The organism is Sphingomonas sp., assembly GCF_036387535.1.
Classification (GTDB): Bacteria; Pseudomonadota; Alphaproteobacteria; order Sphingomonadales; family Sphingomonadaceae; genus Sphingomonas_R.
Genome location: NZ_DASVTO010000063.1, coordinates 1 through 22,900, shown reverse-complemented (window position 1 = coordinate 22,900; position 22,900 = coordinate 1). Strand labels below are relative to the sequence as shown.

The following is a 22,900-nucleotide window of genomic DNA, read 5'->3' as shown; positions in this document are numbered from 1 at the left end:
ATGCATGCTGGGCGTGCTGTCGGCGACGGTGTGGAAGTGGAGGCCCTGGACGATCGCAGTGGTGACGGGCGTGTTCCTGCTGATCGACGGCGCCTATCTGGCGTCGAACATGACCAAGATCCCGGATGGCGGATGGTTTCCGCTGTTGATTGGCGCGATCGCTTTCACTGTCCTGACGACCTGGGCGACCGGGCGCCGGCTGTTGCGCGTCCGCCTCGATGAAAGCACGATGCCGGTCGACGTGTTCATCCGGTCCGCCGCCGGATCGGTGGGACGCGTACCCGGCACCGCGGTGTTCCTGTCGGCGTCGCCAAAGGGGGTACCGTCCGCGCTGCTCCACAACATGAAACATAATCGCGTGCTGCACGAGCGCGTCGTCATCCTGACCGTCGCGATCGAGGGCGTGCCGCTGGTCGAGGATCGACGCTGCGGCAGCGTCGAGGATCTCGGCCACGGATTCTGGCGGGTCATCCTGCATTACGGCTTCATGCAGGAAATCGACGTTCCCGGCGCGCTGGCGACGGTAGCGGTGGGGGGCGGCCCGTTCCGACCGATGGATACCAGCTACTTTCTGGGGCGACAGACGCTGATTTCGTCCAGCCGGCCGGGCATGGCGCGCTGGCGGGAACAATTCTTCGCCTGGATGCTGCGCAATGCGGAAACGGCGATGGAGTTCTTCAAGCTGCCGAGCAACCGGGTGGTGGAACTGGGCAGCCAGGTCGAGATCTGATGTCTGGTCTGGGGTTTGCGCGGGGCTGATCGGGCGTGATCATCGTCCCACAGCCCCCACCGCCAGCCCCCTTCCCCAAAGGAAAGGGAAGGGGGCGTTTCCTGCTGTCGGTCAGGCCGCGTCGACCAGGATCAGTTCGCTGTCTTCCAATGCGGTCACCCGGAGCGTTTCGATGTCGCGCAGGGCGGCGCCGTCGCGGGCGTTGACCGTCACTCCGTCGATGCGCACCGCGCCGGTCGCGGGGACGAGGTAGCCGCGGCGATCCTTGCCGAGCGCATAGTCGACGGTTTCGCCGGCCTTGATGGTGGCGCCCACGATGCGCGCGTTGGTCCGGATCGGCAGGGCGTCGGCGTCGTCCGCGAAACCCGATGCCAGCGTCACGAACCGGCCGGATCGCTCGCCGCGGGGGAAGGGCCGTGCGCCCCAGCTGGGCGCGACGCCGCGACTGGTGGGTACGATCCAGATCTGGAAGATCCGTGTTTCGACGTCCTCGACATTATATTCCGCGTGGGTGATGCCGGTGCCGGCGGACATGACCTGAACATCGCCGGCCTCGGTCCGGCCGATATTGCCCAGGCTGTCCTTGTGCGTGATCGCGCCTTCGCGGACATAGGTGATGATTTCCATGTCACGGTGCGGATGCGGTGGAAATCCGCTGTTCGCGGCGATCACGTCGTCGTTCCAGACGCGCAGGCTGCCCCAGCCCATCCGCGCGGGATCATGATAGCCGGCAAAGGAGAAATGATGCCTGGCATCCAGCCAGCCATGGTTGGCGCCACCAAGCGAGGCGAAAGGGCGAAGATCGATCATGGGATACTCCCGCATGAGGCCGGTGATCGGCCGCTGGACACCAACATAGTCTATCGCGCGGATGCAAGAAGGTGCAATGATGGCAATGAATCAATGAAGGAAACGGCATGTCGTTGGTACCGGATCTGGAGGCCTGGGCGATCTTCGCGAAGGTCGTGGAGCGCGGATCCTTCGCCGGTGCGGCCGATGCGCTGCGGCTGTCGAAGCCGACGGTGTCCAAGGCGGTGACCCGGTTGGAGCAGCGGCTGGGCGTGGCGTTGTTGCACCGGACCTCGCGCCAGCTGGCGCTGACCGAAAGCGGCCGCGGCGTGCTGGACCGCGCCCGCCGCATCCTGGCCGATGGCGAAGCGGCGGAGGACGAAGCGTCGGCGCAGGCGTCCGCCCCGCGCGGGCGCATCGTGCTGGCGATGCCGATGTCGTTCGGGCTGCGGCATGTGGCGCCGCTGTTGCCGGCCTTTCTGGAACGCCATCCCGACATCAGCATCGACATGCAATTGAGCGACGCGCAGGTCGATCTGGTCGCGGGCGGCATCGATGTGGCGCTACGGATCGCGTCGATGGCGGACTCCGCGTTGCGCGCGCGGCGGCTCTGCACCGTCCGGCGGCCACTGGTCGCGGCGCCCGCCTATCTGGACCGGCATGGCCGGCCGGCGCATCCGCGCGACCTGGAACAGCATCACGGGCTGTTCTACACCAACCTGGCGCCACCCGGCACGGTGCGGCTGATCCACGCCACCGAGGGCGAGTATCAGGTGACGCCGATCGCCCGGCTGGGCGCGAACAATGCCGATGCGCTGACGCCGGCGTTGGTCGCGGGGCTGGGGATCGCGGTCCAACCCGATTTCATGGTGTGGCAGGAACTGGCCAGCGGCGCGCTGGAAGAGCTGTTGCCGACCTGGCGGATGCCCGACATCAGCCTGCACCTGGTCACCCCGGCGGGCGGCCACCGCCCGGCGCGGGTGAGCCTGCTGATCGACTATCTGGCCGAGCGGCTGAGCCGGGCGGCATGGGCGCGGCCGGACGCCGTCATGACCGCGGAATGAAACAATCCCGCGACGGTGCGTTGTGCGCGGGAATAAGTGGGGGCGAATGGCATGAACGAACCGAAGAACATGGACTGGCGGGAATTCACCGTCCGGATCATCGAAGCCCTGCGCTGGCCGGCGGCGTTCATCGCGGTGATCGTGATCCTGCGCGAACCGATCCACGCACTGGTCGCAGCGCTGTTGCGCGCGGCGAGTAGCTGATCGCGGGCGGGGCGATCGTCACGGCCCGGTGATGCCGATCAGGGTGGGGGCGTCGAGGATGAAGCGATCAAGCACGCCATCGGCGACGCGGATCGGACCTTCCGGGCGGGTGGCGCCAGGGATGCTGCGGATCGCCGCCGCCTGCGCCGCAAGCGCGGCGGCTTGATCAAACTGTCCGCGCGCGGCGGGGCCACCCGTCTGGGCAGCCTGCAGCCCCCGGACACTGGCCTGCAGCGCGCGACCCCAGAGCGCAAGCGCGTCTAGCCACGGGCGGGCCTCGTCCATAAACGCGCGATCCGCGATGCCCGCGCGGATCCGGTCCGGTGCGGTCGCCAGATCCCGGGCCGCGTCCGCAAGCGCTGCCAGTGCAGCATCACGGTCCGTCGCGCGCGGATCGGCCAGCGCATCGCGGACGGCATCGATGCGGCGCTTGAGCGCGGGCGCCTGCGGCTGCCACGGCTGCTCGCCGAAGGTGGGTGCGAGATGTTGCGTGTCGAGGAAGGTGAGCAATGCGGCGGTGGTGTCGGGATCATCCCCCGCCAGATAGCGGGCGGCAGCATGCCAGCCGCGGTCGGCGTCATAATCCCGGTCGTTCCAGGCGAAGGCAGCGGCGCCGAAGGTCGCGATCTTGCTGGCCGACGCCTGGTTCATCGGGTTGACCACGATCCCGGCAAGCTGATCGGCAAGCCCGGCCATCCGGCGGTCATACGGCGCCATCAACAGCCGCCCAGCGGACTGCGCATAGTCGTTGACGGGATAATTGTCCCACAGCAGCGTCGGGCGGCCGAACGCCTTGGTTGCGGCCTTCGCATCGGCGATCGCGATGGCGGGCGGAACCACGTCGGTGCCCGTCCACTGGATGGTGACGCGCGGGTCGAGCGCGTCGCGCAGCGCGGTCTTGTAAGCGGATTCCTTTGCGTCATAATATTCGGTCGGCACCATGAGTATCGGCCGCGTGCCGGGATGCGTGTCGGCAAAGCGGGTCTGGACGGCATTGATGAACCGGGCCTGCGCGCGGCCTGCCGCCGCCTCGCCCGGCGCGCCGAGGGCGGCCCGGTCGGCATCGCAATTCCATTTCGTGTAGCTGATATCGTCGAGCGCGATGTAGAAGGATCGCACGCCGATATCATGGAAGCGCTGGAACTTGTCCTGGATCGCCCGCAGGTCTGCCGGATCCGAATAGCAGATCGAAACGCCGGGTGAGATCGCATAGGTGAAGCGGACATGATGGCGGCGCGCGGCATCGACCAGCGTCTTCAGATCCGCGAATGCGGCATCGGGATACCGCGCGCGCCAACGGTCGCGTGCGTAGGGATCGTCTTTTGGCGAGTAAATGTAGGTATTCGCCTTCACGTCGCCGAGGAAAGCAAGGTGATCGATGCGGGCGGCGGTGGTCCAGGGTTTGCCGTAAAATCCCTCGATCGTGCCGCGGATGGCGGTGGCGGGATGATCAGCGATCCGAACCGCGGCGATGCTGCCCGGCGCGACGAGCTGGCGGAGCGTCTGCGCGGCATAATAGGTGCCGTCACCGTCATGGCCCGCGAGCAGGACGATGCCGCCGCCGGCATCGTTGCGGCTGACCAGCGTATAGCCTTCCGGCGCCATGGCACCGGCGGGGTCGCTGCCGAGTTCCGCAAGCGCCGCGCGGACGGCCTTGTCCCGGGCCAGCCCCACGATGACCACCGTCGTGCCGCGCCCGTCCCTGACGCTTCGCACCCGCCGGATCCGGATCGCGCCGGCCCGCGTGAGTGCGCCGCGGACAAGCCGTTCGGTTTCGGCATCGACATCGCCAGTGAGCAGCAACCGGACGTCGGCGCCGACGGCAACGCGCTCGCCATTGAGGCGCATTGCCGCGGGGGCCGGAAAGATGGCCGGCAACGTCGCCGGGGTAGCCGTGGCCGACATCGGCGCGAGGAGCAGGGCGAGGGCAGAAAACACGATGAAACTCCGCGGCAGACGGCGAGCACCGGCGGTCGTTACCGCGACCGTTCGATTTTCACTAGGCCCCAGGTCATCGTGGTGCGCGGAGAGCTTTCGTTAAGAGGTTCGTCCTAAGCTATGCTCCTTGGCTAGGATGAACGCATGACGCAGAAGCTTATCACCTGCCAGATCGGCGAGCAGTTTCTCGGGATCGACATCATGGCGATCCGCGAAATCCGGGTGTGGCAGCCGGCAACGCCGCTGCCGGGCACGCCCGCCCACATCCTGGGCGTCGTCAACCTGCGCGGCACCGCGGTGCCGGTGCTGGACCTGCGGCAGCGGCTGGGCTGGGGCGTGACAAATCCGAACGAACGCAACGTCATCATCGTCGTTCAGGTCGAGGATCAGTTGCAGGGCCTGATCGTCGATGCGGTCGACGATGTCGCCAGCTTCGAAACGACCGACATGCAGCCGGTGCCGGATACCGGCATCAGCCATACCGGCGCATTGCTGGCCGGGCTGGTCAATGCCGGCGAGCGCATGATCCTGTTGCTGCAGCTCGACCATATCGTCGAGCGCGTCCCGCAGCAGGTCGCGCTGGCGGCGTAATGCCGCAGCGGGCCGCCCGTCCGGGTCATGCTGAACGCCCACGGGCATCATGAGCCCGCCGACCATCACAGGTCAGGGAGCATCTGGTCCGCGCGGCCCCAGGTGGCCAGATCGCGCGACGCGGCGCGTTTCAGCAATTCGGGCGCATCGCCGATATGCCAGCGGGCGGCGGTATCGAGCGTGCGCAGTTCTTCCCAGCTGATCGGGACCGCGACCGGTGCGCCTTCGCGGGCGCGGGCGCTGTAGGGCATGACGGCGGTCGCGCCGCGCTGGTTGCGGAGATAATCGACAAAGATACGACCGGTCCGCTTGGCCTTTGCCAGCGCCGCGGTGAAGCGATCCGGCTGGGTGCGCGCCAGTACCAGCGCGAAGCGGCGCGCGAAATCCTTGACCGCCGACCATTCCGCCCGTGGGGTCAGCGGCGCGATGACGTGAACTCCCTTGCCGCCGGTCACCATCGCAAAGGTGGCGAGCCCCAGCTCGGCGAGCAGATCGCGAACGTGGAAGGCGGCGGCAATGACCTCCTGAAAGCCGAGACCCTCGTCGGGATCGAGATCGAACACCAGCCGATCGGCTTTCTCGACATCCTCGATCCGCGCGCCCCAGCCGTGAAACTCGATCGTGCCCATCTGGACGCAGGTCAGCAGCCCCTCGGCCGTATCGACGAACAGATAGGGTTCGTCATGCCCGTCCTTTTCGGCGATGCCGACATGATGGACATGGGCGCCGAAGCTGCCGGCGTCATGTTTCTGGAAAAAGCATTTCTTCGCACGACCCTGCGGACAGCGGACCAGGCTGATCGGGCGGCTGGCGGCCCAGGGCAGCATGATCCCGGATACCGCCCGATAATAATCGGCGAGCGTGCCCTTGGTGATCTTGCCTTCCGGAAAGATCACGCGGTCCGGGTTGGTGATCGCCACCGTCGTGACGGGTGTCGCCAGCGTTGCGACCGGCCGTTCGGTTTCGACCACCACCGCCTCCGGCTTCTTGTCGTGGCGCAGGCCGATATAACTGGAATGGCGCAGGACGCCGTCGCCCGTGATTTCCATGAAGGCGATTTCTGCGACCAGTTCCGGCGTGATCCAGTGCGCGCCGCGAACGGCGGCGCGGGGGGCATCGACCGTCGGTGTCGATACCTCCAGCGGCGCCATCAGGGCCAGCAGGCGACCGATTTCGTCGGCGGTATAGCCGGTTCCGGCCTTGCCCGCATAGCGGAGCCTGCCCCCGTCATGCACGCCGAGCAGCAGCGCGCGAAAGCCGCGCCGCTTGTCGGACGGGGTCCACCCGACGATCACGAATTCCTGGCGGCGGATGCACTTGGTCTTGACCCAGCTGCCGGTGCGCGCACCCACATAGGGTGCGTCGCTGCGCTTCGAGACGACCCCTTCCAGCCCGGCCTCGCAGAAGCGCGTGAACAATTCTTCACCGCGCCCGACGATATGATCGGAATAGCGGATGCGCGCGCTTCCCTTCCCGATGACCTCCGCCAGTCGCGCCTTGCGTTCGGTCAGCGGCCGGGCGGTGAGATCCGCACCGTTCAGTTCGAGCAGGTCGAAGGCGTAGAACAGGATTCTGTCCGGATCATCCTTCAACGCGGATTGCAGCGCCTGGAAGCTGGTATTGCCCTTCGCATCCAACACGACGGCTTCGCCATCGATCAGCGCGGAGCTTACACCCAGCGTGGCGGCATCGGCGACGATCCCTGCAAAGCGGTCCGTCCAGTCCAGCCCGGATCGTGTGTAGGCGCGCCCTTCATTGCCGCCGACCGCGACCAGCGTGCGATAACCGTCATATTTCATCTCGTGCAGCCAGCCCTGGCCGGCAGGGACGTGATCGACCAGCGTCGCAAGCTGGACCGGGCGGAACGGGGGCGGGGCGGCGGTGACGGTGGCTTCCGAATGCGGTCTGGCGCGGGCCGCCTTGGCCGAGAGTGGGGGTTTGGCCGCAACGGTGCCGGCTGCGATCTCCGCCATGGTCAGGCCGCTGTCGATCCCGGTCAGATGCGTGGCGACCAGATCGTCGGAACCGCCGGCATGATCGTCGGCGACCTTGCGAAGCAGCCAATTCTCCGACTTTTCACGCCCGCGCGGTTTCAGGCGGACCATGATCCATTCGCCCTGCATCCGCTTTCCGTGAAGCGTGAAATGCAGATGTCCTTCCGCCAACGTCTTGCGAGGATCCTAGCCGGCGATCGGTTCCCAGCGGCCATGATCCCACAGCATCACGGTACCGCCGCCATATTGGCCCTTGGGGATCGTTCCCTCGAAACGGGCATAGTCGAGCGGATGATCTTCCGTCCGCACCGCAAGCCGCTTGTCGTCGGGATCCAGGCTCGGCCCGCGGGTGACTGCCCAGCTGAGCAGGACGCCGTCCAGTTCCAGCCGAAAGTCATAATGAAGCCGGGTGGCATCATGTTTCTGGACGACGAAGCCATCGCCCTTTGTCGCGCGGGTGGCGCCGGCGGGTTCCGCGGTCTTCGCGAAATCCCGCTTGGCGCGGTAGGTGGCGAGCGCGGCGTCGGCGCCGGGCGTTGCCTTCGGCCCGGTCCTTGCCTTTGGCTCGGGCCTGGGCTTGGGCTTGGGCTTGGCCTGTGCCTTGGCCGTGGTTCCGACTGTGGCCTTGGTCGTCGAAGCGCGCGCCATCATCCTGTCCCCTGATCCGATCAGGACATAACGCCGGGACGGCGATTGCGCTTCACGGTGTGCAACGGCGCGGACGGCCCCGCGTTTTCGCGCGATGCCGTCGAGCGTGATCCACAGCCACAGCTACGACGCGACCCGGCGCCAGCTGACGATCCGCTTCACCAGCGGGCGGGTCTACAGCTATCAGGATGTGCCGCCGGAGATCGCGACCGCGCTGGATGCAGCCGAATCGCCTGGTGGCGTGTTCAACACGCAGATCCGCGACCGGTTCGACCATGTCCGGCGACGCTGACGGCGCGAAGCAGGGAGAAGCATGATGGCGGCACGTCCTTATTGGCGCGGGCAGATCCGGCTGGCGCTGGTGTCGATCCCGGTCGAAATCTATTCCGCAACGCGGAGCGGGGCCGCGGTGGCGTTCCACCAGATCTACGAACCGACCGGCCAGCGGATCAAATATGAGAAGGTCGTGCCGGGCATCGGTCCGGTCGATGTCGACAAGATCATCAAGGGCTTCGAATATGAGAAAGGCGAATATGTCCTGCTCGACGAAAAGGAGATCGAGGGCGTCAAGCTGGAGAGCAAGAAGACGCTGGAATTGACGCAGTTCGTCGATGCCCATGACATCGACCCGATCTATTTCGACAAGCCTTATTATGTCGTGCCGGCCGACGACCTGGCGGAGGAGGCGTTTATCGTGCTGCGCGAGGCGTTGAAACGGAGCCGCAAGATCGGGCTTGGGCAATTGGCGATGCGCGGTCGCGAATATGTGGTGAGCATCAAGGGTTGCGGACGCGGACTTGTGATGGAGACATTGCGCTATGCCGACGAGGTCCACAAGGCCGCGAGCTATTTCCGCGAGATCGGCGATACCGAGCCGGACGACGACCTGCTCGATTTGGCGCAGACCCTGATCGACAAGAAGTCGGGTCGGTTCGATGCGGGCGAGTTTCACGACCGCTATGTCGATGCGTTGAAGGACCTGATCGAGCGCAAGAAGAAGGGCAAGACGGTCAGCATCAGCGAGGACGACAGCGCCGATCCGCGCGGCAACAATGTCGTCGACCTGATGGCGGCACTGAAGAAATCGCTGGGGTCGGGTGCGCCGGCGAAAACGGCGACGACGACCGACGCATCGAAGCCGGCCGTGAAGAAGGCGAGCACCGCCAAACCGGCGGCGAAGCGGACCGCCGCCAAGGCGCCAGTCACCGCGCCGGCCAAGACGACCACGCGTAAACGCGCCTGAGCGTGTTGCCCGAGCCGACCGGCAGGCAAGACGGCGTTATCGGACCGGTGCTGGCGGCTATCCCCTATCGCCGGGTCCGCTTGTTCCCTATCCTGGCGAAAGAGCGGAGGATGACATGACGGTCGTGACGGAAAACAAGGACGGCGTCCTGATCGTGACGGCCGATCACCCGCCGGTGAACGCACTGGGGTACGCGGTGCGGGTGGGATTGTGGGACGCGATCGGGCACGCCGCGGCCGACCCGGCGGTGACCGCGGTCGTCATCCGGTGCGACGGTCGGACCTTCTTTGCGGGGGCGGACATCACGGAGTTCGGCAAGCCGCCGCAGGGCCTGCTGTTGCCCGAACTCGTCGACGCGATCGAGGCATGTCCCAAGCCGGTCGTGGCGGCGATCCACGGCACCGCGCTGGGCGGCGGGTTGGAGATCGCGCTGGGCTGTCATCACCGGGTGGCGGTGCGCTCCGCGCGGCTGGGCCTGCCGGAGGTGAAGCTGGGCCTGCTGCCTGGTGCGGGCGGTACGCAGCGTTTGCCGCGTCTGATCGGGCTGGAGGCCGCCATCCCGATGATCGCGGGCGGCGAACCCGTGTCGGCGGAGCGCGCGCTGGCGATGGGGCTGATCGACCGGCTGGTCGACGACGATGCGCTGGATGCGGAGGCGCTGGCGCTGGCGCGGTCGGTGGACGGGGCGGGCGATCCGCCGCGGGTTCGCGACCGCGTCCTGACCGGCGACGTTGCGGCGATCGATGCCTATGCGGCCGCCAATCGGCGGCGCATCCAGGGTCTGGACGCTCCGCGCCTGATCCTGGAGGCGGTGAGAGCAGCGGCCGAGCTGCCCTTCGCCGAGGGGATCGCGGTTGAGCGCGCTGGGTTCCGCACGCTGATGGCCGGTCCGCAATCCAAGGCGTTGCGCCATTATTTCTTCGCCGAACGCGCCGCCGCCCGGATCGCCGATCTGCCGGCCGATGTGCAGCCGCTGCCGATCCGGAGTGTCGGGATCCTGGGCGCGGGGACGATGGGCGGGGGAATTGCGATGAACTTCCTGTCCGCGGGCATTCCGGTGACGCTCGTCGAGCGGGAGCAGGGCCCGCTGGATGCCGGCGTGGCGCGGATCCGCAGCAATTATGACGCCAGCGCGCGCCGCGGGCGGTTCACCCCCGCGCAAGTCGATGCGGCGATGGCGTTGCTCACGCCCGCGCTGGCCATGGACGCGATGGCCGATTGCGACCTGGTGATCGAAGCGGTGTTCGAGCTGATGGACGTCAAGCAGGCGGTGTTCGCCGAACTGGACCGCGTGATGAAGCCGGGCGCGGTGCTGGCCAGCAACACCAGCTATCTGGATATTGACCAGATCGCGGCCGCGACCGGGCGGCCGGAGTGGGTGGTCGGCGTGCATTTCTTTTCGCCGGCCAACGTCATGAAATTGCTGGAGGTGGTGCGCGGTCCGCGCACCGCGCCTGTGGTGCTCGCAACCGCGATGGCGCTGGCCAAACGGATCGGCAAGGTCGCCGTGGTGGCCGGGTCCTGTTTCGGGTTCATCGGCAACCGCATGCTGCGCGCGCGCCAGAACCAGGCGGCGGCGCTCAGCGAGGAAGGGGCGGTGCCGGCGCGGATTGACCAAGTGCTGCTGGACTTCGGCTTTCCGATGGGGCCGTTTCAGATGAACGATCTGGCGGGGTTGGATATCGGGTGGGATCCACGCGATACCGCGGGTCGAACGGTGCGCGAGCGGCTGTGCGAGGCCGGCTTGCGAGGTCAGAAAAACGGCCGTGGCTATTATGATTATGATGCGGATCGTAACCGGACACCGTCGGCGCAGGCCATGCGGATCATCCGCGACTTCGCCGCGGAACATGGCATTGTCCAGCGCGACCCCGATGCGCAGGAGATGCTGGAGCGTCTTCTCTATCCCATGGTGAACGAGGGCGCGTTGATCCTGGAGGAAGGGATCGCGCAGCGCGCGTCCGATATCAATGTGGTATGGGTCAACGGCTATGGTTGGCCGCCACAGCGCGGGGGGCCCATGTTCTGGGCGGAGCAGATCGGTCTGACCGAGGTGGTCGCCGGGTTGAAACGGCACAGCGACCGGCTGGGCAAAGATTTCCGGATCTCAACATTGCTGATGGACAAGGCGGACAGCGGCCAGCCATTCGATCGCTGAGCCGGATCCGCCTTGCACGATCACAGCATTCCGTCACCCGGCCAGGCATCGATCTGGGTGTGGAACACCCAGTAGACCATCTTCCACATGACACGCGTCGCCAGTTCTGCCACCTGCATCGCCATCCCCTCCCCAGGGTCATCGCAGCGATTCGACACCGTCGATGTAGCATAAGTGTCATGATGAAGCAGGAGCACGGCAAGCCGCTTTTTCGCGCAGCGAGTCCCGATGTTGCACAGGTGTCGGCTGCAATTCCGGGGCTTAACGCGTTCTAAACGCTATCTTCCTTCGGCCGTGCCTTGTTCAGGTCCTGCTTGTCCTCCAGTTCCTTCGCGGTGCCCAGATCGGGATCGCGGTTGGGCAGGCTGATCCGCATGTCGCGATCCACGCCGGTGACGTCGGAACTTGGCGGCGATTCGGGTGGCTTCGGCATGATGCGTCTCCTGTGTCTCACCTCCAACCCCTGGCCGTTGCAGAGGTTGCCTTGCGTCGTCAGTCCGCCGTGTGACCCGAGAACAGCGTGATCGTCCGGCCGCTGACCCAAACCTGGCCATCGCCATCCTGCGTGACGGTGATCCGGCCATTGCGACCCAGCCGTGCGCCCTGCGCCGCGATATAGCCGTCGCGCACCCGCCCGCTGGCGAACAGCCATTGTCCGACCGATGCATTGAGGCTGCCGGTCGCGGGATCTTCGATCAAGGCGCCCTGTGCGTCGCTGAAGATCGCGCGGATCTCGTAGGCCGCGGCGGCGCCCGCCGCGTGCGGGCCCACGATGCCGATGTCGATCCGGCGATGATGGTTGCGGGCGGGCTCAATGGCCAGCACCGCCTCGGCCGAATCCAGCATGACCGCGATCCACCCGGGTCCGTTGTCGACCCACTGCGCGTCCACGATCCGATCGCGCGCGATCCGCAGCACGGCCGCCACCTCGGCGATGTCCGCCTCCGTTGGCGTACCCCCCCGCAGCAGCGGCGGCGCGGCGAAGGCGAGTTCCGCGCCGGCATTGCGAACCGGAACCATGCCGGCGCCACATTCCTGCATCACCAGACCATCGCGTCGGGAACGGCCGCCCGCCGCAAGCCACGCGTGACAACTGCCAAGTGTCGGGTGGCCCGCAAAGGGCAGTTCATGCGCGAGGGTGAAGATGCGCACGCGGTAGTCGGCATCCGGCTGCGTCGGTGTCAGCAGGAACGCGGTTTCCGACAGGTTCAGCCAGCGGGTGATCGCCTGCATCGCGTCCGTGGTGAGCCCGTCGGCATCCGCAATGACCGCCAGGGGATTACCGGTGAACGGATCGACACCGAAAACGTCGACAAGCTGGAACGGACGGGCCATGCGCAATCTCCTGCCGACTGCATAAGGCGCGCGTGATGATTTCCGAAGCGGGGAATCATAGCGGTCCCGCCACGGCATCGGGTGCCGTGGCGGGACCGGGCGGGATCAGGCGGCCAGCAGGTCGAACCGATCCGCGTTCATGACCTTGGTCCATGCCGACACGAAGTCGCTGACGAACTTCGTATCGCCATCACTGGCCGCATAGACTTCGGACAGAGCCCGCAGTTGCGAATTGGATCCGAATACCAGATCGACGCGCGTCGCGGTCCACTTATGATTTTCGGTATGGCGGCAGGTGCCGGTGAAGATGTCCTTCGACGTCTCCTTCCATGCCGTGTTCATGTCGAGCAGGTTGACGAAGAAGTCGTTCGTCAACTGCCCCGGCCGGTCCGTGAAGACGCCGTTCTTCGACCCTTCATGGTTCGCGCCCAGCACGCGCAGCCCGCCGACCAGCACCGTCATCTCCGGCGCGCTCAGCCGCAGAAGCTGTGCCCGGTCGATCAGCAATTCCTCGGTCGGAACGCTATATTCGACCTGGAGATAATTGCGGAAGCCGTCGGCCTTCGGTTCGAGAACCTCGAAATTCTCGATATCGGTCTGATCGGCGGCGGCGTCGGTCCGACCCGGGGTGAACGGCACCACGACATCACGACCGGCCGCCTTCGCCGCCTGCTCGATCGCGGCGGACCCGCCCAGCACGATCAGGTCGGCCAGCGACACGGTCTTGCCGCCGGTGGCGGTGCGATCGAAGTCGGTCTTGATCCCGTCCAGCACGCCCAGCACGCGGGCAAGCTGCTCCGGTTCGTTCACCTCCCAGTCCTTTTGCGGCGCCAGGCGAATACGGCCGCCATTGGCGCCACCGCGATGATCCGACCCGCGATAGGTCGATGCGGCGGCCCATGCGGTCTGCACCAGTTCTGCGATGGTCAGCCCGGATCCCAGGATGGTGGCCTTCAGCGTGGCGACGTCGCCGGCATCAATCAGCGGATGATCCGCCGCCGGGATCGGATCCTGCCAGATCAGGTCCTCGGCCGGGACCTCGGGCCCGAGATAGCGTGCCTTCGGCCCCATGTCGCGGTGGCACAGCTTGAACCAGGCGCGGGCGAACGCATCCCCGAACTCCTCGGGATTGTTGCGGAAGCGTTCCGAAATCGCGCGATATTTCGGATCGACCTTCATCGCAATGTCCGCAGTCGACATCATCGTCGGCAGGCGCTTGTCGGGGCTGTGCGCACCGGGGGCCATGTCTTCCGGCTTCTGCCCCACCGGCTGCCACTGCTTCGCGCCTGCGGGGCTGCGCACCAGTTCATAATCATAGTCGAGGAGCATGTGGAAATAGCTCATGTCCCAACGTGTCGGTGTCGGGGTCCAAGCGCCTTCCAGCCCGCTGGTGATCGTATGATCGGCGATTCCGGTTTCGTGCGTGCTGGCCCAGCCGAGACCCTGCTGAGCGATGTCCGATCCCTCTGGCTCCGCGCCGACCTTGGATGCGTCACCGGCACCGTGGCACTTGCCGAACGTGTGGCCGCCGGCGGTGAGCGCGACGGTTTCCTCGTCGTTCATGCCCATGCGGGCGAACGTTTCGCGAATGTCGCGCGCGGACTGCGCCGCGTCGGGGTTGCCGCCCGGACCTTCGGGATTGACGTAGATCAGCCCCATCTGGATCGCGGCGAGCGGGCTTTCCAGCACCTTTTCCTCGGTGATGCGGGTGTCGCCCAGCCATTCTTCCTCGGTGCCCCAGAAAATGTCCTTTTCCGGTTCCCAATTGTCGACGCGCCCGCCGCCGAAGCCGAACACGGGACCACCCATCGACTCGATCGCGACATTGCCGGCCAGGATCATCAGATCCGCCCAGGACAGCTTGCTGCCGTACTTCTGCTTGATCGGCCAGAGCAGCCGGCGCGCCTTGTCGAGGTTCGCATTGTCCGGCCAACTGTTCAGCGGCGCGAACCGCTGCGCCCCCGAAGAGGAGCCACCGCGCCCGTCGCCGGTGCGATAGGTGCCGGCACTGTGCCACGCCATCCGGATGAAGAAGGGGCCGTAATGCCCGTAATCCGCCGGCCACCAGGGCTGGCTGTCGGTCATCAACGCGTGCAGGTCGCGCTTGACCGCGTCATAATCCAGCGACTTGAACGCCGTCGCATAATCGAAATCCTTGCCCATCGGGTCGGACGACAGTCCGTTCTGATGCAGGATATCGACCGAAAGCTGGTTGGGCCACCAATCGCGGTTGCTGCGTCCCAACAGCGACCGAAGCGCCGCCGGCTCCTTCATCGGGCAACCGAGCGGATCGCCGCCTGTTTTCGCGTCCATGATGCACATCCTCTTCTGCAATTCTGGGCAGAGACTAGGCGCATGCCGTGCCGCAGGGAAACAACTCCCTCCCATGGCTGAAAGCGAGAAAATCGATCAATGATGTTGCAGCGAGAGATTTTCATCGAACACGGCAGCTCGGAAGCCTTGACCATGCCAATGGCGGCCGGCACCGCGTTAGCTTGCACGATCAGGGTGCTACACGACGATCTGAGGGGCCCAAGCACCCGCGGCGCTTGCGGTGCAATCAGGCGTCTGGCGTACCGGATTAATCAATAATCGGAGATGCTTGCAAGCAAATGGCGGAGCGGGAGGGATTCGAACCCTCGAAGGGCTATTAACCCTTACACACTTTCCAGGCGTGCGCCATCGACCACTCGGCCACCGCTCCGCGTCCTGGAAGAGCGCGCCCTATCGGGTGGGGGCGCCTTCCGCAAGCGTCTTTGGCGTGTCACACAGCATCGCATGAGTCTTTCCGCCTTTCTGACGCTGGCCCTGTTCATGCAGGGCGCTTCCCCATCGGTTCCGCCCGCGGCAAAGCCGGCGACGCCGCTCGGCATCGTGGCGGATGCGCCGGCTGCGGCGTGGCTGGACATCGCGGCCGATGATCTGTTGATCATGGATCTGACCGGCGGGCGGCGCGTGGTCATCGCGCTATCGCCCGATTTCGCGAAACCGCATGTCGCCAACATGAGGGCGCTTGCACGCGCGCATTGGTGGGATGGGACCAGCATCAACCGGGTGCAGGACAATTATGTCGCGCAATGGGGCGATGCGACCGAGGCCAAGCCGCTCCCGACCGGCATCGTCGCGCCGGCGCGGGACTATGACCGCGATCTGGCGGGACTGAAATGGCGGTCGCTACCCTATCGCGACTCCTACGCCACGGCGGTGGGGCATGTCGGCGGCTGGCCGGTGGCGCGGGTGGCGGGGCGGGCGTGGCTGCCGCATTGTTACGGGATGGTCGGGGTCGGCCGGAATCTGGCGCCGGACACCGGCACCGGTGCCGAGCTATATGCCGTGATCGGGGAATCGCCACGGCATTTGGACCGCAACATCGCGGTCGTCGGGCGCGTGCTGGCGGGCATGGAGGCGCTGGCGGCGTTGCCGCGCGGAACCGGAGATCTGGGCTTCTACACCGACCCGGCGCAGCGGACCGGGATCGTGCGGGTGCGGCTGGCGAGCGCGTTGCCAGCAAACGAACGACCGGCCTGGCAGGTGATGGCGAGCGACGGCCCGAGCTTTTCCGCATGGATCAAGGTAAAGGCCAATCGCCACGACGATTTCTTCGAACGGCCGGCGGGCGGGCTCGATATCTGCAACGCCTTGCCGCCGACGCGGATACGGCCGGCGGGGTGAGCCCGCCGGCCACAGCACCTATCGCTGTTGTTCGACGCGGCGCTGGACGCGTCCGACCAGCCCGCCTTCGCGACGTGGGCCGGGCGTGATGTTCGGGCGCGGAGCGGGGCGGCCGGTGTCGTTCCGGAACTGCTGACGATCCTGACGACGGTCCTGCCGGAAATCCTGCCGATCCGCGCGACGATCCTGCCGGAACTGATCGCGACTCACGTCGCCCTGCCGGAAGGCGCGGCGATCGTCGCGCCGTTCCTGGCGGAAATCGCGCCGGTCGTCCCGGCGTTCGCCGCGATAAGCCTGGCGCTGCTGCCAGTAGCGTCGCTGGCCGTCGTTCCAGCGCGAGCGGCGGCCGGACCGGTCGAACACATAATAGCCGGTACCGGGATAGTAGAAGTCATTATACCAGCCCGAACCATAGCCGATTCCGCCATAGCCATAGGCGGGATAGCCATATCCATCATAGCCGTAGCCGCCGGCCACGCCGTAGCCGACATTGACGCCGCCATAGCCATAATCGTCATAGGCGCATCCGCCCAAGGCGAGCGAGGCGGTCATCAAGGCGGCAGCCGCCATCATCCTGGGAGAAAAGCGCATGTCCAACTCCGTAACCCTGTGTGTTATGACCGGTCTTTTGCATGCCCGCGTTGAACCGCCCCTGAACCACGATGAGCGTCGGGCAACAGGATCGGTTCCGCCGCGCGTGGGCGGCGCGGACGATCCGGCACCGGAAAAGGCGCGGCAGTGATCCCCGCGCCGCGATGCGCCGCCCTGTGTCCGTGATCCTCCTGTCCGTGATCCTCCTGTCCCTTATCCTGTGTCCGTGCCCGGCGCGTCCATGCCCTTCCCCAAGGCGCGTGCCCTTGCTATGCGCCGCTCCATCTCGGCAGACGCATTACGATAGGGATCCTCATGACCGCCATTGGCCAGGACACGCTCGGCACCCGGACGACCTTGGAGGTCGGTGGCAGGACCGTCTCTTATTATTCGCTGCCCAAGGCGGCGGAACAACTGGGCGACGTGTCGCGCCTGCCGTTCTCGATGAAGGTGTTGCTGGAGAACCTGCTGCGGTTCGAAGACGGCAAGACCGTGACGATCGACGACCTGAAGGCGATGGTCCAGTGGCTGACCGACCGCACGTCCGAACGCGAGATCCAGTATCGGCCGGCGCGCGTGTTGATGCAGGATTTCACCGGCGTGCCCTGCGTCGTCGATCTGGCGGCGATGCGCGACGCGATGAACGCGCTGGGCGGCGACGCGCAGAAGATCAATCCGCAGGTGCCGGTGCATCTGGTGATCGACCATTCGGTGATGGTCGACGAATTCGGCACGCCCAAGGCGGCCGAACAGAATGTCGAGCTGGAATATCAGCGCAATATCGAGCGCTACGAGTTTCTGCGCTGGGGATCGAAGGCACTGGACAATTTCAAGGTGGTGCCGCCGGGTACGGGCATCTGCCACCAGGTGAACCTGGAAAACCTGGCGCAGACGGTGTGGACCTCGGTCGATCCGCAGGGCGAGACCGTCGCCTATCCCGATACGCTGGTCGGCACCGACAGCCATACCACGATGGTCAACGGCCTGGGCGTGCTGGGCTGGGGCGTCGGCGGGATCGAGGCGGAGGCGGCGATGCTGGGCCAGCCGGTGTCGATGCTGATCCCCGAAGTGGTCGGGTTCAAGCTGACCGGCACGCTGGGTGAGGGGATCACCGCGACCGATCTGGTGCTGACCGTGACGCAGATGCTGCGCGCCAAGGGGGTGGTCGGCCGCTTCGTGGAGTTCTACGGGTCCGGGCTCGATGCGCTCAGCCTGGCGGACCGTGCGACGATCGCCAACATGGCGCCGGAATATGGCGCGACCTGCGGCTTCTTCCCGGTCGACGATGCGACGCTGACCTATCTGCGCCTGACCGGGCGCGAGGATGCGCAGATCGCGCTGGTCGAGGCCTATGCCAAGGCGCAGGGTTTCTGGCGTGACGCGGCGGCGCCCGATCCGATCTTCACCGACACGCTGGAACTGGACATGTCGGGCGTGCTGCCGTCGCTGGCGGGACCGAAGCGTCCGCAGGACCGCGTGCTGCTGGATGCGGTCGACCACAACTTCAATACGGAACTGGCCGGCGGCTACAAGAAGTCGGGCGACAGCGACGTGCGCGTTGCCGTGGCGGCGGAGGGCGACCGCGTCGCGCATGATATCGGCCACGGCGATGTCGTGATCGCCGCGATCACCAGCTGCACCAACACCTCCAACCCCAATGTGCTGATCGCCGCCGGGCTGGTCGCGCGCAAGGCGCATGCGCTGGGCCTGAAGCCCAAGCCCTGGGTGAAGACGTCGCTGGCGCCGGGGTCGCAGGTCGTTACCGACTATCTCGACAAGGCCGGATTGAGCGCGGACCTGGATGCCATCGGGTTCAACCTGGTCGGCTATGGCTGCACCACCTGCATCGGCAATTCCGGTCCGCTGCCGGCGCCGATCAGCCGCGCGATCAACGAGAATGATCTGGTTGCCGCGTCGGTGCTGTCGGGCAACCGCAATTTCGAAGGCCGGGTATCGCCGGACGTGCGCGCCAACTTCCTGGCGTCGCCGCCGCTGGTGGTCGCCTATGCGTTGAAGGGCACGGTGCGCGAGGACATCACCAAGACGCCGCTAGGCCAGGGATCAAACGGGCAGGACGTCTATCTGCGCGATGTATGGCCGACCAATCAGGAAGTGACCGATATGGTCACATCCTACATCGACAGCGGCATGTATCGCTCGCGCTATGCCAACGTGTTCCTGGGCGACGCGCATTGGCAGGGCATCGCGGTCGAAGGATCGGACACCTATAGCTGGGCGGCGGGATCGACCTATGTCCAGAACCCGCCCTATTTCGAAGGCATGTCGATGACGCCGAAGGCGATCGCCGACATCGTCGAAGCCCGGCCGCTGGCGATCTTCGCCGACAGCATCACCACCGACCACATCAGCCCGGCGGGTTCGATCAAGGCGGATAGCCCGGCCGGCAAATATCTGTCGGAGCATCAGGTCAGCCGTGCAGATTTCAACAGCTATGGCGCGCGCCGCGGCAATCATGAGGTGATGATGCGCGGTACCTTCGCCAATATCCGCATCAAGAACCAGATGACGCCCGGCATCGAAGGCGGCGTGACCCGCTACATCCCGACCGGCGAGACGATGCCGATCTATGACGCGGCGATGCGGTACAAGGAAGACGGCACCCCGCTGGTGGTGATCGCGGGCAAGGAATATGGCACCGGTTCGTCCCGCGACTGGGCCGCGAAGGGCACGATGCTGCTGGGCGTGCGGATGGTGGTTGCCGAAAGTTTCGAGCGGATCCACCGGTCGAATCTGGTCGGCATGGGCATCCTGCCGCTGCAGTTCGCGCCCGGCGAGGATCGTCATACGCTGGGTCTGGACGGCACCGAAACCTTCTCCGTCGCGGATGTCGCCGGTTTGCGCCCGCGTCAGCAGGTGACGGTGACGGTTGGCCGGGCGGACGGGACCCACTTCACGTTCGAGGCGCGGTGCCGGATCGATACCGTCAACGAGCTGGAATATTTCCTGAACGGCGGCATCCTGCACTATGTGCTGCGCAAGCTGGCGGCCTGACGACAGGTGGGGTGGTCCGATGTCGGGCCGCCCCAGTCCCGCGGCCCCATGTTCCGCACCCTGGAGAAAATCCGCACAGGGTTTTCAGTCGCCATGGGCGGATCGCGTCGGGTGACCGATCGGGCCTCGCCATGCGGGCTCCGCTGCGCTACGCCTATGGCATCGTCGCAGCATGATCGCAGGCACCCGACGACTGAGAGACGGTTTGCGCTCCCGCTTGAACTGGGAGCAGCATGATGAGCACCGTCGAAGATTACAGCGCGAAAGCCGCCGAAAGCCTGGCCGCGGCCGAAGCCGCAACCACCGAACGGGATCGTGCGTTTCATCGCCGTGCCTACAGCATCTACCGCAAGCTGATGGCCAATGTCGGCGAGGCCGAGGCGCGGGCTGCGGAACGGGTGCCGGCACGCGTCGAGGCCGCCAAGCGCGCCGCCAACGCCAGCGCGCTTCGCCAACGCTGACGTTTCCAACCGGGAGAGCCATGATGGCCAAGGGTCAGAAGAAGAGCAACAAGGAAGTCCGCAAGCCAAAGAAGGAGGCGGACAAGAAGATCGTGCCCCTGGCGGGGACGAAAATATAGCCTCATCCTGTTGCGTTCAGCATCGGCCGTTCCCTGGCTGGCCGGGCCCTTAGAGAACGCTGACCGCGCTCGCCGGATCCGAACCTGTCCGTCGGCGGGTTTGGGGTGGCAGGTTAGCGCTACCTAAAATCCATACACCAACGTCGCGCGGCTGAGCGTATCGACGGACTGACTGCGTGTCGGGGCTGCGCGCTCATATTGGACATTGTAGGACAGCCGGGCCTTGAGCGAACCCATGATCGTGGTGTCGATCGCGGTGCTGGAACTGGCATTGCGGTTGTCGGGTTCGAGGTAGAAGGATGCATTCTGCGTGACGTTCACCTTCGGCGTGATCTTCCATGTCATGGCCATTGATGCGCGTGCGGCAATCCCGGTTTCGGTGGATTGATCAACATAGTCCGTCTGGCGCAGCGCCGGGCCGCCTTCCAGATCGAGCCGGATCGGCCCTTCCGTGAATACGCTGTAGCCGAGCCCGGCGCCGCCGGTGAGACGCGTGGTATAGCCAAGCAGCCGGTCGCGTTCATATTGCGCGATCCCAAACGTATAGAGTTGATTGTCGATCTTGTAGTTCGGTTGGTAGCTTAGATTCGCGCGTTCGGTGCTGGTAATGCCGTTGGTGCGTTGATAGTCGATCCGCCCAGTCAGCTTGTGCCGCCAGTAGATGCCGTCGCGGTTGGCGCTGGCCGCGAGATAGACGCCCAGCGCGTCGGTATTGCCGGTCGAGCGCGAAGCACCCAGTTCGACCTGCCCCTTCCAGAAATCGAGCGGGCCGGCGAGCAGCAGCTCGTCACGCCGTTCGCGTTCCTCGCGTGCCTTTCGCGCCGCGACGCGGGCAAGATAGGCCTCGTTGATCCGGTCGATCTGGCCCGCGGTTTCCGGATTCGTGGTCTTGGCGAACCGCACGACCGCGGCCACGGCGGCAGGATCGCCGCTGTCGACCGCGGCGGTCAGCACGGCGCGGATCTCCTCCGGCAGCACCGGCGGCGCATCGGGCGGGCGATCCGGCTGAAGCAGCGGCAGTGGTTCGGGGGGTGGCGGCAGGAAGAAGACGAGAACCGGCGTGGCGGGCACCACCGGTTCGGGCGTCAGCAGTTCGGGCGGCAGGGTAAGGCCCTGGACGGCGATCAGGATCAGCGGGGACATGAACGGACTCTACGACAGATGAGCGGCGAACTCGCGTAGCACATTGCGGTACAGCTCGGCCTTGAACGGCACGATCATATCCGGAAGATCGCCCGGTTCGGCCCATTTCCAGGTGCGAAACTCCGGATGTGCGGTCGCGAGATCGATATCCGCATCCCGGCCCAAGAACCGCAGCAGGAACCAGACCTGGCGCTGTCCCCGATAACGCCCGCGCCACAGCGACCCGGCAAGGTCGGCGGGAAGATCATAGAGCAGTTCGCCCGCCGATCGCGCGACGATTTCGACCAGATGCGGGGGGATACCGGTTTCCTCCTCCAGTTCGCGCAGCGCGCCGGTCTGCGCATCCTCGCCCGGATCGAGCCCGCCCTGCGGCATCTGCCACGCGTCCAGCGTGGTATCGATCCGTTGCGCGACGAAGACCTTGTTGTCTCGGTTGAGGAGCATGATACCCGCGGCGGGCCGATAGGGCAGGTCGGTCATCGCGGCGCCGCCTGCGCCATCACGCGGTTGGCCTCCGCCTCCGCAATCATCGGTTTCAGCACCGCGAGGCAGGCCAACAGGTCCCCGTCCGACGACGGGATCGCCCGACGCAGGTTGAGGAAACCATGGATGTTGCCGACCGCCTCGCGGTAGATCGTCGGGACGCCGGCGGCGATGGTGGCCGCGGCATAGGCACGCCCCTGATCCAGCAGCGGATCGAGCGCGGCGGTCAGCACCAGCGTCGGCGGCAGCCCCGCCTGCGGCGCAAGCACCGGCGAACTGCGCCAGTGATGCGGATCGGGCGCATAGCTTTCATGGAACCAGTGCATCCCTGCGCGCGTGAGGAAATGGCCTTCGCTGAACCGGTCGAACGAGGGAAAGCGGGTCAGGTTGTCCACCAGCGGATAGATCGGCCATTGCGCGATCACCGGCACGGCCGCCGGCGTGTCCCGCAACGCGATCGCGGTCACGATGCAGAGCGATCCACCCGCGCTGTCGCCGGCCAGCACCAGCGAGGACACGCCCAAGCCGAGTTCCGCGGCTCCCGACGCCACCCAGCGCGCGGCCGCTTCGCAATCGTCGGGTGCGGCTGGCCAGGGATGTTCGGGCGCCAGCCGGTAATCGACCGACACGACCGGGAGCCCGAGCGTCCGCGACATCTCCGCGCAGAAGCTCGCATGGGTATCGAGATCGCCGATCACGAACCCGCCGCCGTGAAAGAACACCAC

General features: G+C 66.1%; 19 protein-coding genes, 1 tRNA gene and 1 pseudogene. 10 read left to right on the top strand and 11 right to left on the bottom strand.

What is annotated here, in order from left to right; all coding sequences use genetic code 11:
* The coding region (locus VF649_RS05575; RefSeq protein ID WP_331010969.1) for a KUP/HAK/KT family potassium transporter at positions 1–730 on the top strand (730 nt) is incomplete at its 5' end.
* A 111-nt stretch (positions 731–841) separates the two neighbouring features.
* Here the strand turns inward: VF649_RS05575 and VF649_RS05570 are convergent.
* Positions 842–1,540 (bottom strand): pirin family protein, encoded by a 699-nt coding sequence (locus VF649_RS05570; protein WP_331010968.1) that lies wholly within the window; start codon positions 1,538–1,540, stop codon positions 842–844.
* Positions 1,541–1,647: 107 nt separating this feature from the next.
* Between VF649_RS05570 and VF649_RS05565 the strand changes: the two genes are divergently transcribed.
* Positions 1,648–2,583: a LysR family transcriptional regulator gene (locus VF649_RS05565; RefSeq protein ID WP_331010967.1), complete on the top strand. Its 936-nt coding sequence runs from the start codon at positions 1,648–1,650 to the stop codon at positions 2,581–2,583.
* A 51-nt stretch (positions 2,584–2,634) separates the two neighbouring features.
* Positions 2,635–2,787: a hypothetical protein gene (locus VF649_RS05560; RefSeq protein WP_331010966.1), complete on the top strand. Its 153-nt coding sequence runs from the start codon at positions 2,635–2,637 to the stop codon at positions 2,785–2,787.
* 18 nt (positions 2,788–2,805) lie between these two features.
* On the opposite strand, the gene VF649_RS05555 is transcribed toward VF649_RS05560, so the two are convergent.
* A complete protein-coding gene (locus VF649_RS05555; RefSeq protein ID WP_331010965.1) occupies positions 2,806–4,725 on the bottom strand; it encodes a beta-N-acetylhexosaminidase family protein in 1,920 nt (639 codons plus the stop codon).
* A 144-nt stretch (positions 4,726–4,869) separates the two neighbouring features.
* Between VF649_RS05555 and VF649_RS05550 the strand changes: the two genes are divergently transcribed.
* Positions 4,870–5,316, top strand: a complete 447-nt coding sequence (locus VF649_RS05550; RefSeq protein WP_331010964.1) for a chemotaxis protein CheW — start codon at positions 4,870–4,872, stop codon at positions 5,314–5,316.
* A gap of 65 nt (positions 5,317–5,381) precedes the next feature.
* Here the strand turns inward: VF649_RS05550 and ligD are convergent.
* A pseudogene (gene ligD / locus VF649_RS05545) lies at positions 5,382–7,838 on the bottom strand (DNA ligase D); the annotation flags it as partial.
* A gap of 226 nt (positions 7,839–8,064) precedes the next feature.
* Between ligD and VF649_RS05540 the strand changes: the two are divergent.
* The 3 genes from VF649_RS05540 to VF649_RS05530 all read left to right on the top strand — a co-directional run bounded on the left by VF649_RS05540 (position 8,065) and on the right by VF649_RS05530 (position 11,359).
* Positions 8,065–8,250: a KTSC domain-containing protein gene (locus VF649_RS05540; RefSeq protein WP_331010963.1), complete on the top strand. Its 186-nt coding sequence runs from the start codon at positions 8,065–8,067 to the stop codon at positions 8,248–8,250.
* Between the two features lie 24 nt (positions 8,251–8,274).
* Positions 8,275–9,201, top strand: a complete 927-nt coding sequence (locus VF649_RS05535; protein WP_331010962.1) for a Ku protein — start codon at positions 8,275–8,277, stop codon at positions 9,199–9,201.
* Between the two features lie 115 nt (positions 9,202–9,316).
* Positions 9,317–11,359, top strand: coding sequence for a 3-hydroxyacyl-CoA dehydrogenase NAD-binding domain-containing protein (locus VF649_RS05530; RefSeq protein WP_331010961.1), 2,043 nt, complete (start codon positions 9,317–9,319; stop codon positions 11,357–11,359).
* Between the two features lie 271 nt (positions 11,360–11,630).
* Here the strand turns inward: VF649_RS05530 and VF649_RS05525 are convergent, their stop codons facing one another.
* From VF649_RS05525 to VF649_RS05510, 4 genes are all read right to left on the bottom strand, one after another.
* Complete coding sequence (locus tag VF649_RS05525) at positions 11,631–11,792, bottom strand: hypothetical protein (RefSeq protein WP_331010960.1); 162 nt, start codon at positions 11,790–11,792, stop codon at positions 11,631–11,633.
* Between the two features lie 59 nt (positions 11,793–11,851).
* Positions 11,852–12,694 (bottom strand): PhzF family phenazine biosynthesis protein, encoded by an 843-nt coding sequence (locus VF649_RS05520; protein ID WP_331010959.1) that lies wholly within the window; start codon positions 12,692–12,694, stop codon positions 11,852–11,854.
* Between the two features lie 105 nt (positions 12,695–12,799).
* Positions 12,800–15,007 carry a catalase/peroxidase HPI gene (gene katG, locus VF649_RS05515; RefSeq protein ID WP_331010958.1) on the bottom strand — a complete coding sequence of 736 codons (2,208 nt, stop codon included), beginning with the start codon at positions 15,005–15,007 and terminating at the stop codon, positions 12,800–12,802.
* Between the two features lie 300 nt (positions 15,008–15,307).
* Positions 15,308–15,398, bottom strand: a tRNA-Ser gene (locus VF649_RS05510).
* A 74-nt stretch (positions 15,399–15,472) separates the two neighbouring features.
* Here VF649_RS05510 and VF649_RS05505 point away from each other — a divergent pair.
* Complete coding sequence (locus VF649_RS05505; RefSeq protein WP_414713644.1) at positions 15,473–16,366, top strand: peptidylprolyl isomerase; 894 nt, start codon at positions 15,473–15,475, stop codon at positions 16,364–16,366.
* Between the two features lie 18 nt (positions 16,367–16,384).
* On the opposite strand, the gene VF649_RS05500 is transcribed toward VF649_RS05505, so the two are convergent.
* Entirely contained in the window at positions 16,385–16,957 is a 573-nt protein-coding gene (locus VF649_RS05500) for a peptidase (protein WP_331010957.1), read from the bottom strand.
* 315 nt (positions 16,958–17,272) lie between these two features.
* Between VF649_RS05500 and acnA the strand changes: the two genes are divergently transcribed.
* Together acnA and VF649_RS05490 are read left to right on the top strand one after the other, a co-directional pair.
* Entirely contained in the window at positions 17,273–19,969 is a 2,697-nt protein-coding gene (gene acnA / locus VF649_RS05495; protein ID WP_331010956.1) for an aconitate hydratase AcnA, read from the top strand.
* Between the two features lie 236 nt (positions 19,970–20,205).
* On the top strand, positions 20,206–20,430 hold the full coding sequence (locus VF649_RS05490; RefSeq protein WP_331010955.1) for a hypothetical protein: 225 nt from the start codon (positions 20,206–20,208) through the stop codon (positions 20,428–20,430).
* A 242-nt stretch (positions 20,431–20,672) separates the two neighbouring features.
* Here the strand turns inward: VF649_RS05490 and VF649_RS05485 are convergent, their stop codons facing one another.
* The 3 genes from VF649_RS05485 to VF649_RS05475 all read right to left on the bottom strand — a co-directional run.
* The gene (locus VF649_RS05485) at positions 20,673–21,692 is read right to left on the bottom strand and encodes a DUF481 domain-containing protein (RefSeq protein ID WP_331010954.1); all 1,020 of its coding nucleotides are present in this window, start codon (positions 21,690–21,692) and stop codon (positions 20,673–20,675) included.
* Positions 21,693–21,701: 9 nt separating this feature from the next.
* Positions 21,702–22,172, bottom strand: a complete 471-nt coding sequence (locus VF649_RS05480; RefSeq protein WP_331010953.1) for an RNA pyrophosphohydrolase — start codon at positions 22,170–22,172, stop codon at positions 21,702–21,704.
* The coding region (locus VF649_RS05475) for an alpha/beta hydrolase (protein WP_331010952.1) at positions 22,169–22,900 on the bottom strand (732 nt) is incomplete at its 5' end. The genes VF649_RS05480 and VF649_RS05475, both read right to left, overlap by 4 nt.

Excerpts from the sequence above, each read along its gene's own strand:
- VF649_RS05570 (WP_331010968.1), bottom strand. The coding sequence starts at position 1,540 with ATGATCGATCTTCGCCCTTTCGCCTCGCTTGGTGGCGCCAACCATGGC.
- VF649_RS05565 (WP_331010967.1), top strand. The coding sequence starts at position 1,648 with ATGTCGTTGGTACCGGATCTGGAGGCCTGGGCGATCTTCGCGAAGGTC.
- VF649_RS05560 (WP_331010966.1), top strand. The coding sequence starts at position 2,635 with ATGAACGAACCGAAGAACATGGACTGGCGGGAATTCACCGTCCGGATC.
- VF649_RS05550 (WP_331010964.1), top strand. The coding sequence starts at position 4,870 with ATGACGCAGAAGCTTATCACCTGCCAGATCGGCGAGCAGTTTCTCGGG.
- VF649_RS05535 (WP_331010962.1), top strand. The coding sequence starts at position 8,275 with ATGGCGGCACGTCCTTATTGGCGCGGGCAGATCCGGCTGGCGCTGGTG.
- VF649_RS05530 (WP_331010961.1), top strand. The coding sequence starts at position 9,317 with ATGACGGTCGTGACGGAAAACAAGGACGGCGTCCTGATCGTGACGGCC.
- VF649_RS05525 (WP_331010960.1), bottom strand. The coding sequence starts at position 11,792 with ATGCCGAAGCCACCCGAATCGCCGCCAAGTTCCGACGTCACCGGCGTG.
- VF649_RS05520 (WP_331010959.1), bottom strand. The coding sequence starts at position 12,694 with ATGGCCCGTCCGTTCCAGCTTGTCGACGTTTTCGGTGTCGATCCGTTC.
- katG (WP_331010958.1), bottom strand. The coding sequence starts at position 15,007 with ATGGACGCGAAAACAGGCGGCGATCCGCTCGGTTGCCCGATGAAGGAG.
- VF649_RS05505 (WP_414713644.1), top strand. The coding sequence starts at position 15,473 with ATGAGTCTTTCCGCCTTTCTGACGCTGGCCCTGTTCATGCAGGGCGCT.
- VF649_RS05500 (WP_331010957.1), bottom strand. The coding sequence starts at position 16,957 with ATGCGCTTTTCTCCCAGGATGATGGCGGCTGCCGCCTTGATGACCGCC.
- acnA (WP_331010956.1), top strand. The coding sequence starts at position 17,273 with ATGACCGCCATTGGCCAGGACACGCTCGGCACCCGGACGACCTTGGAG.
- VF649_RS05490 (WP_331010955.1), top strand. The coding sequence starts at position 20,206 with ATGAGCACCGTCGAAGATTACAGCGCGAAAGCCGCCGAAAGCCTGGCC.
- VF649_RS05485 (WP_331010954.1), bottom strand. The coding sequence starts at position 21,692 with ATGTCCCCGCTGATCCTGATCGCCGTCCAGGGCCTTACCCTGCCGCCC.
- VF649_RS05480 (WP_331010953.1), bottom strand. The coding sequence starts at position 22,172 with ATGACCGACCTGCCCTATCGGCCCGCCGCGGGTATCATGCTCCTCAAC.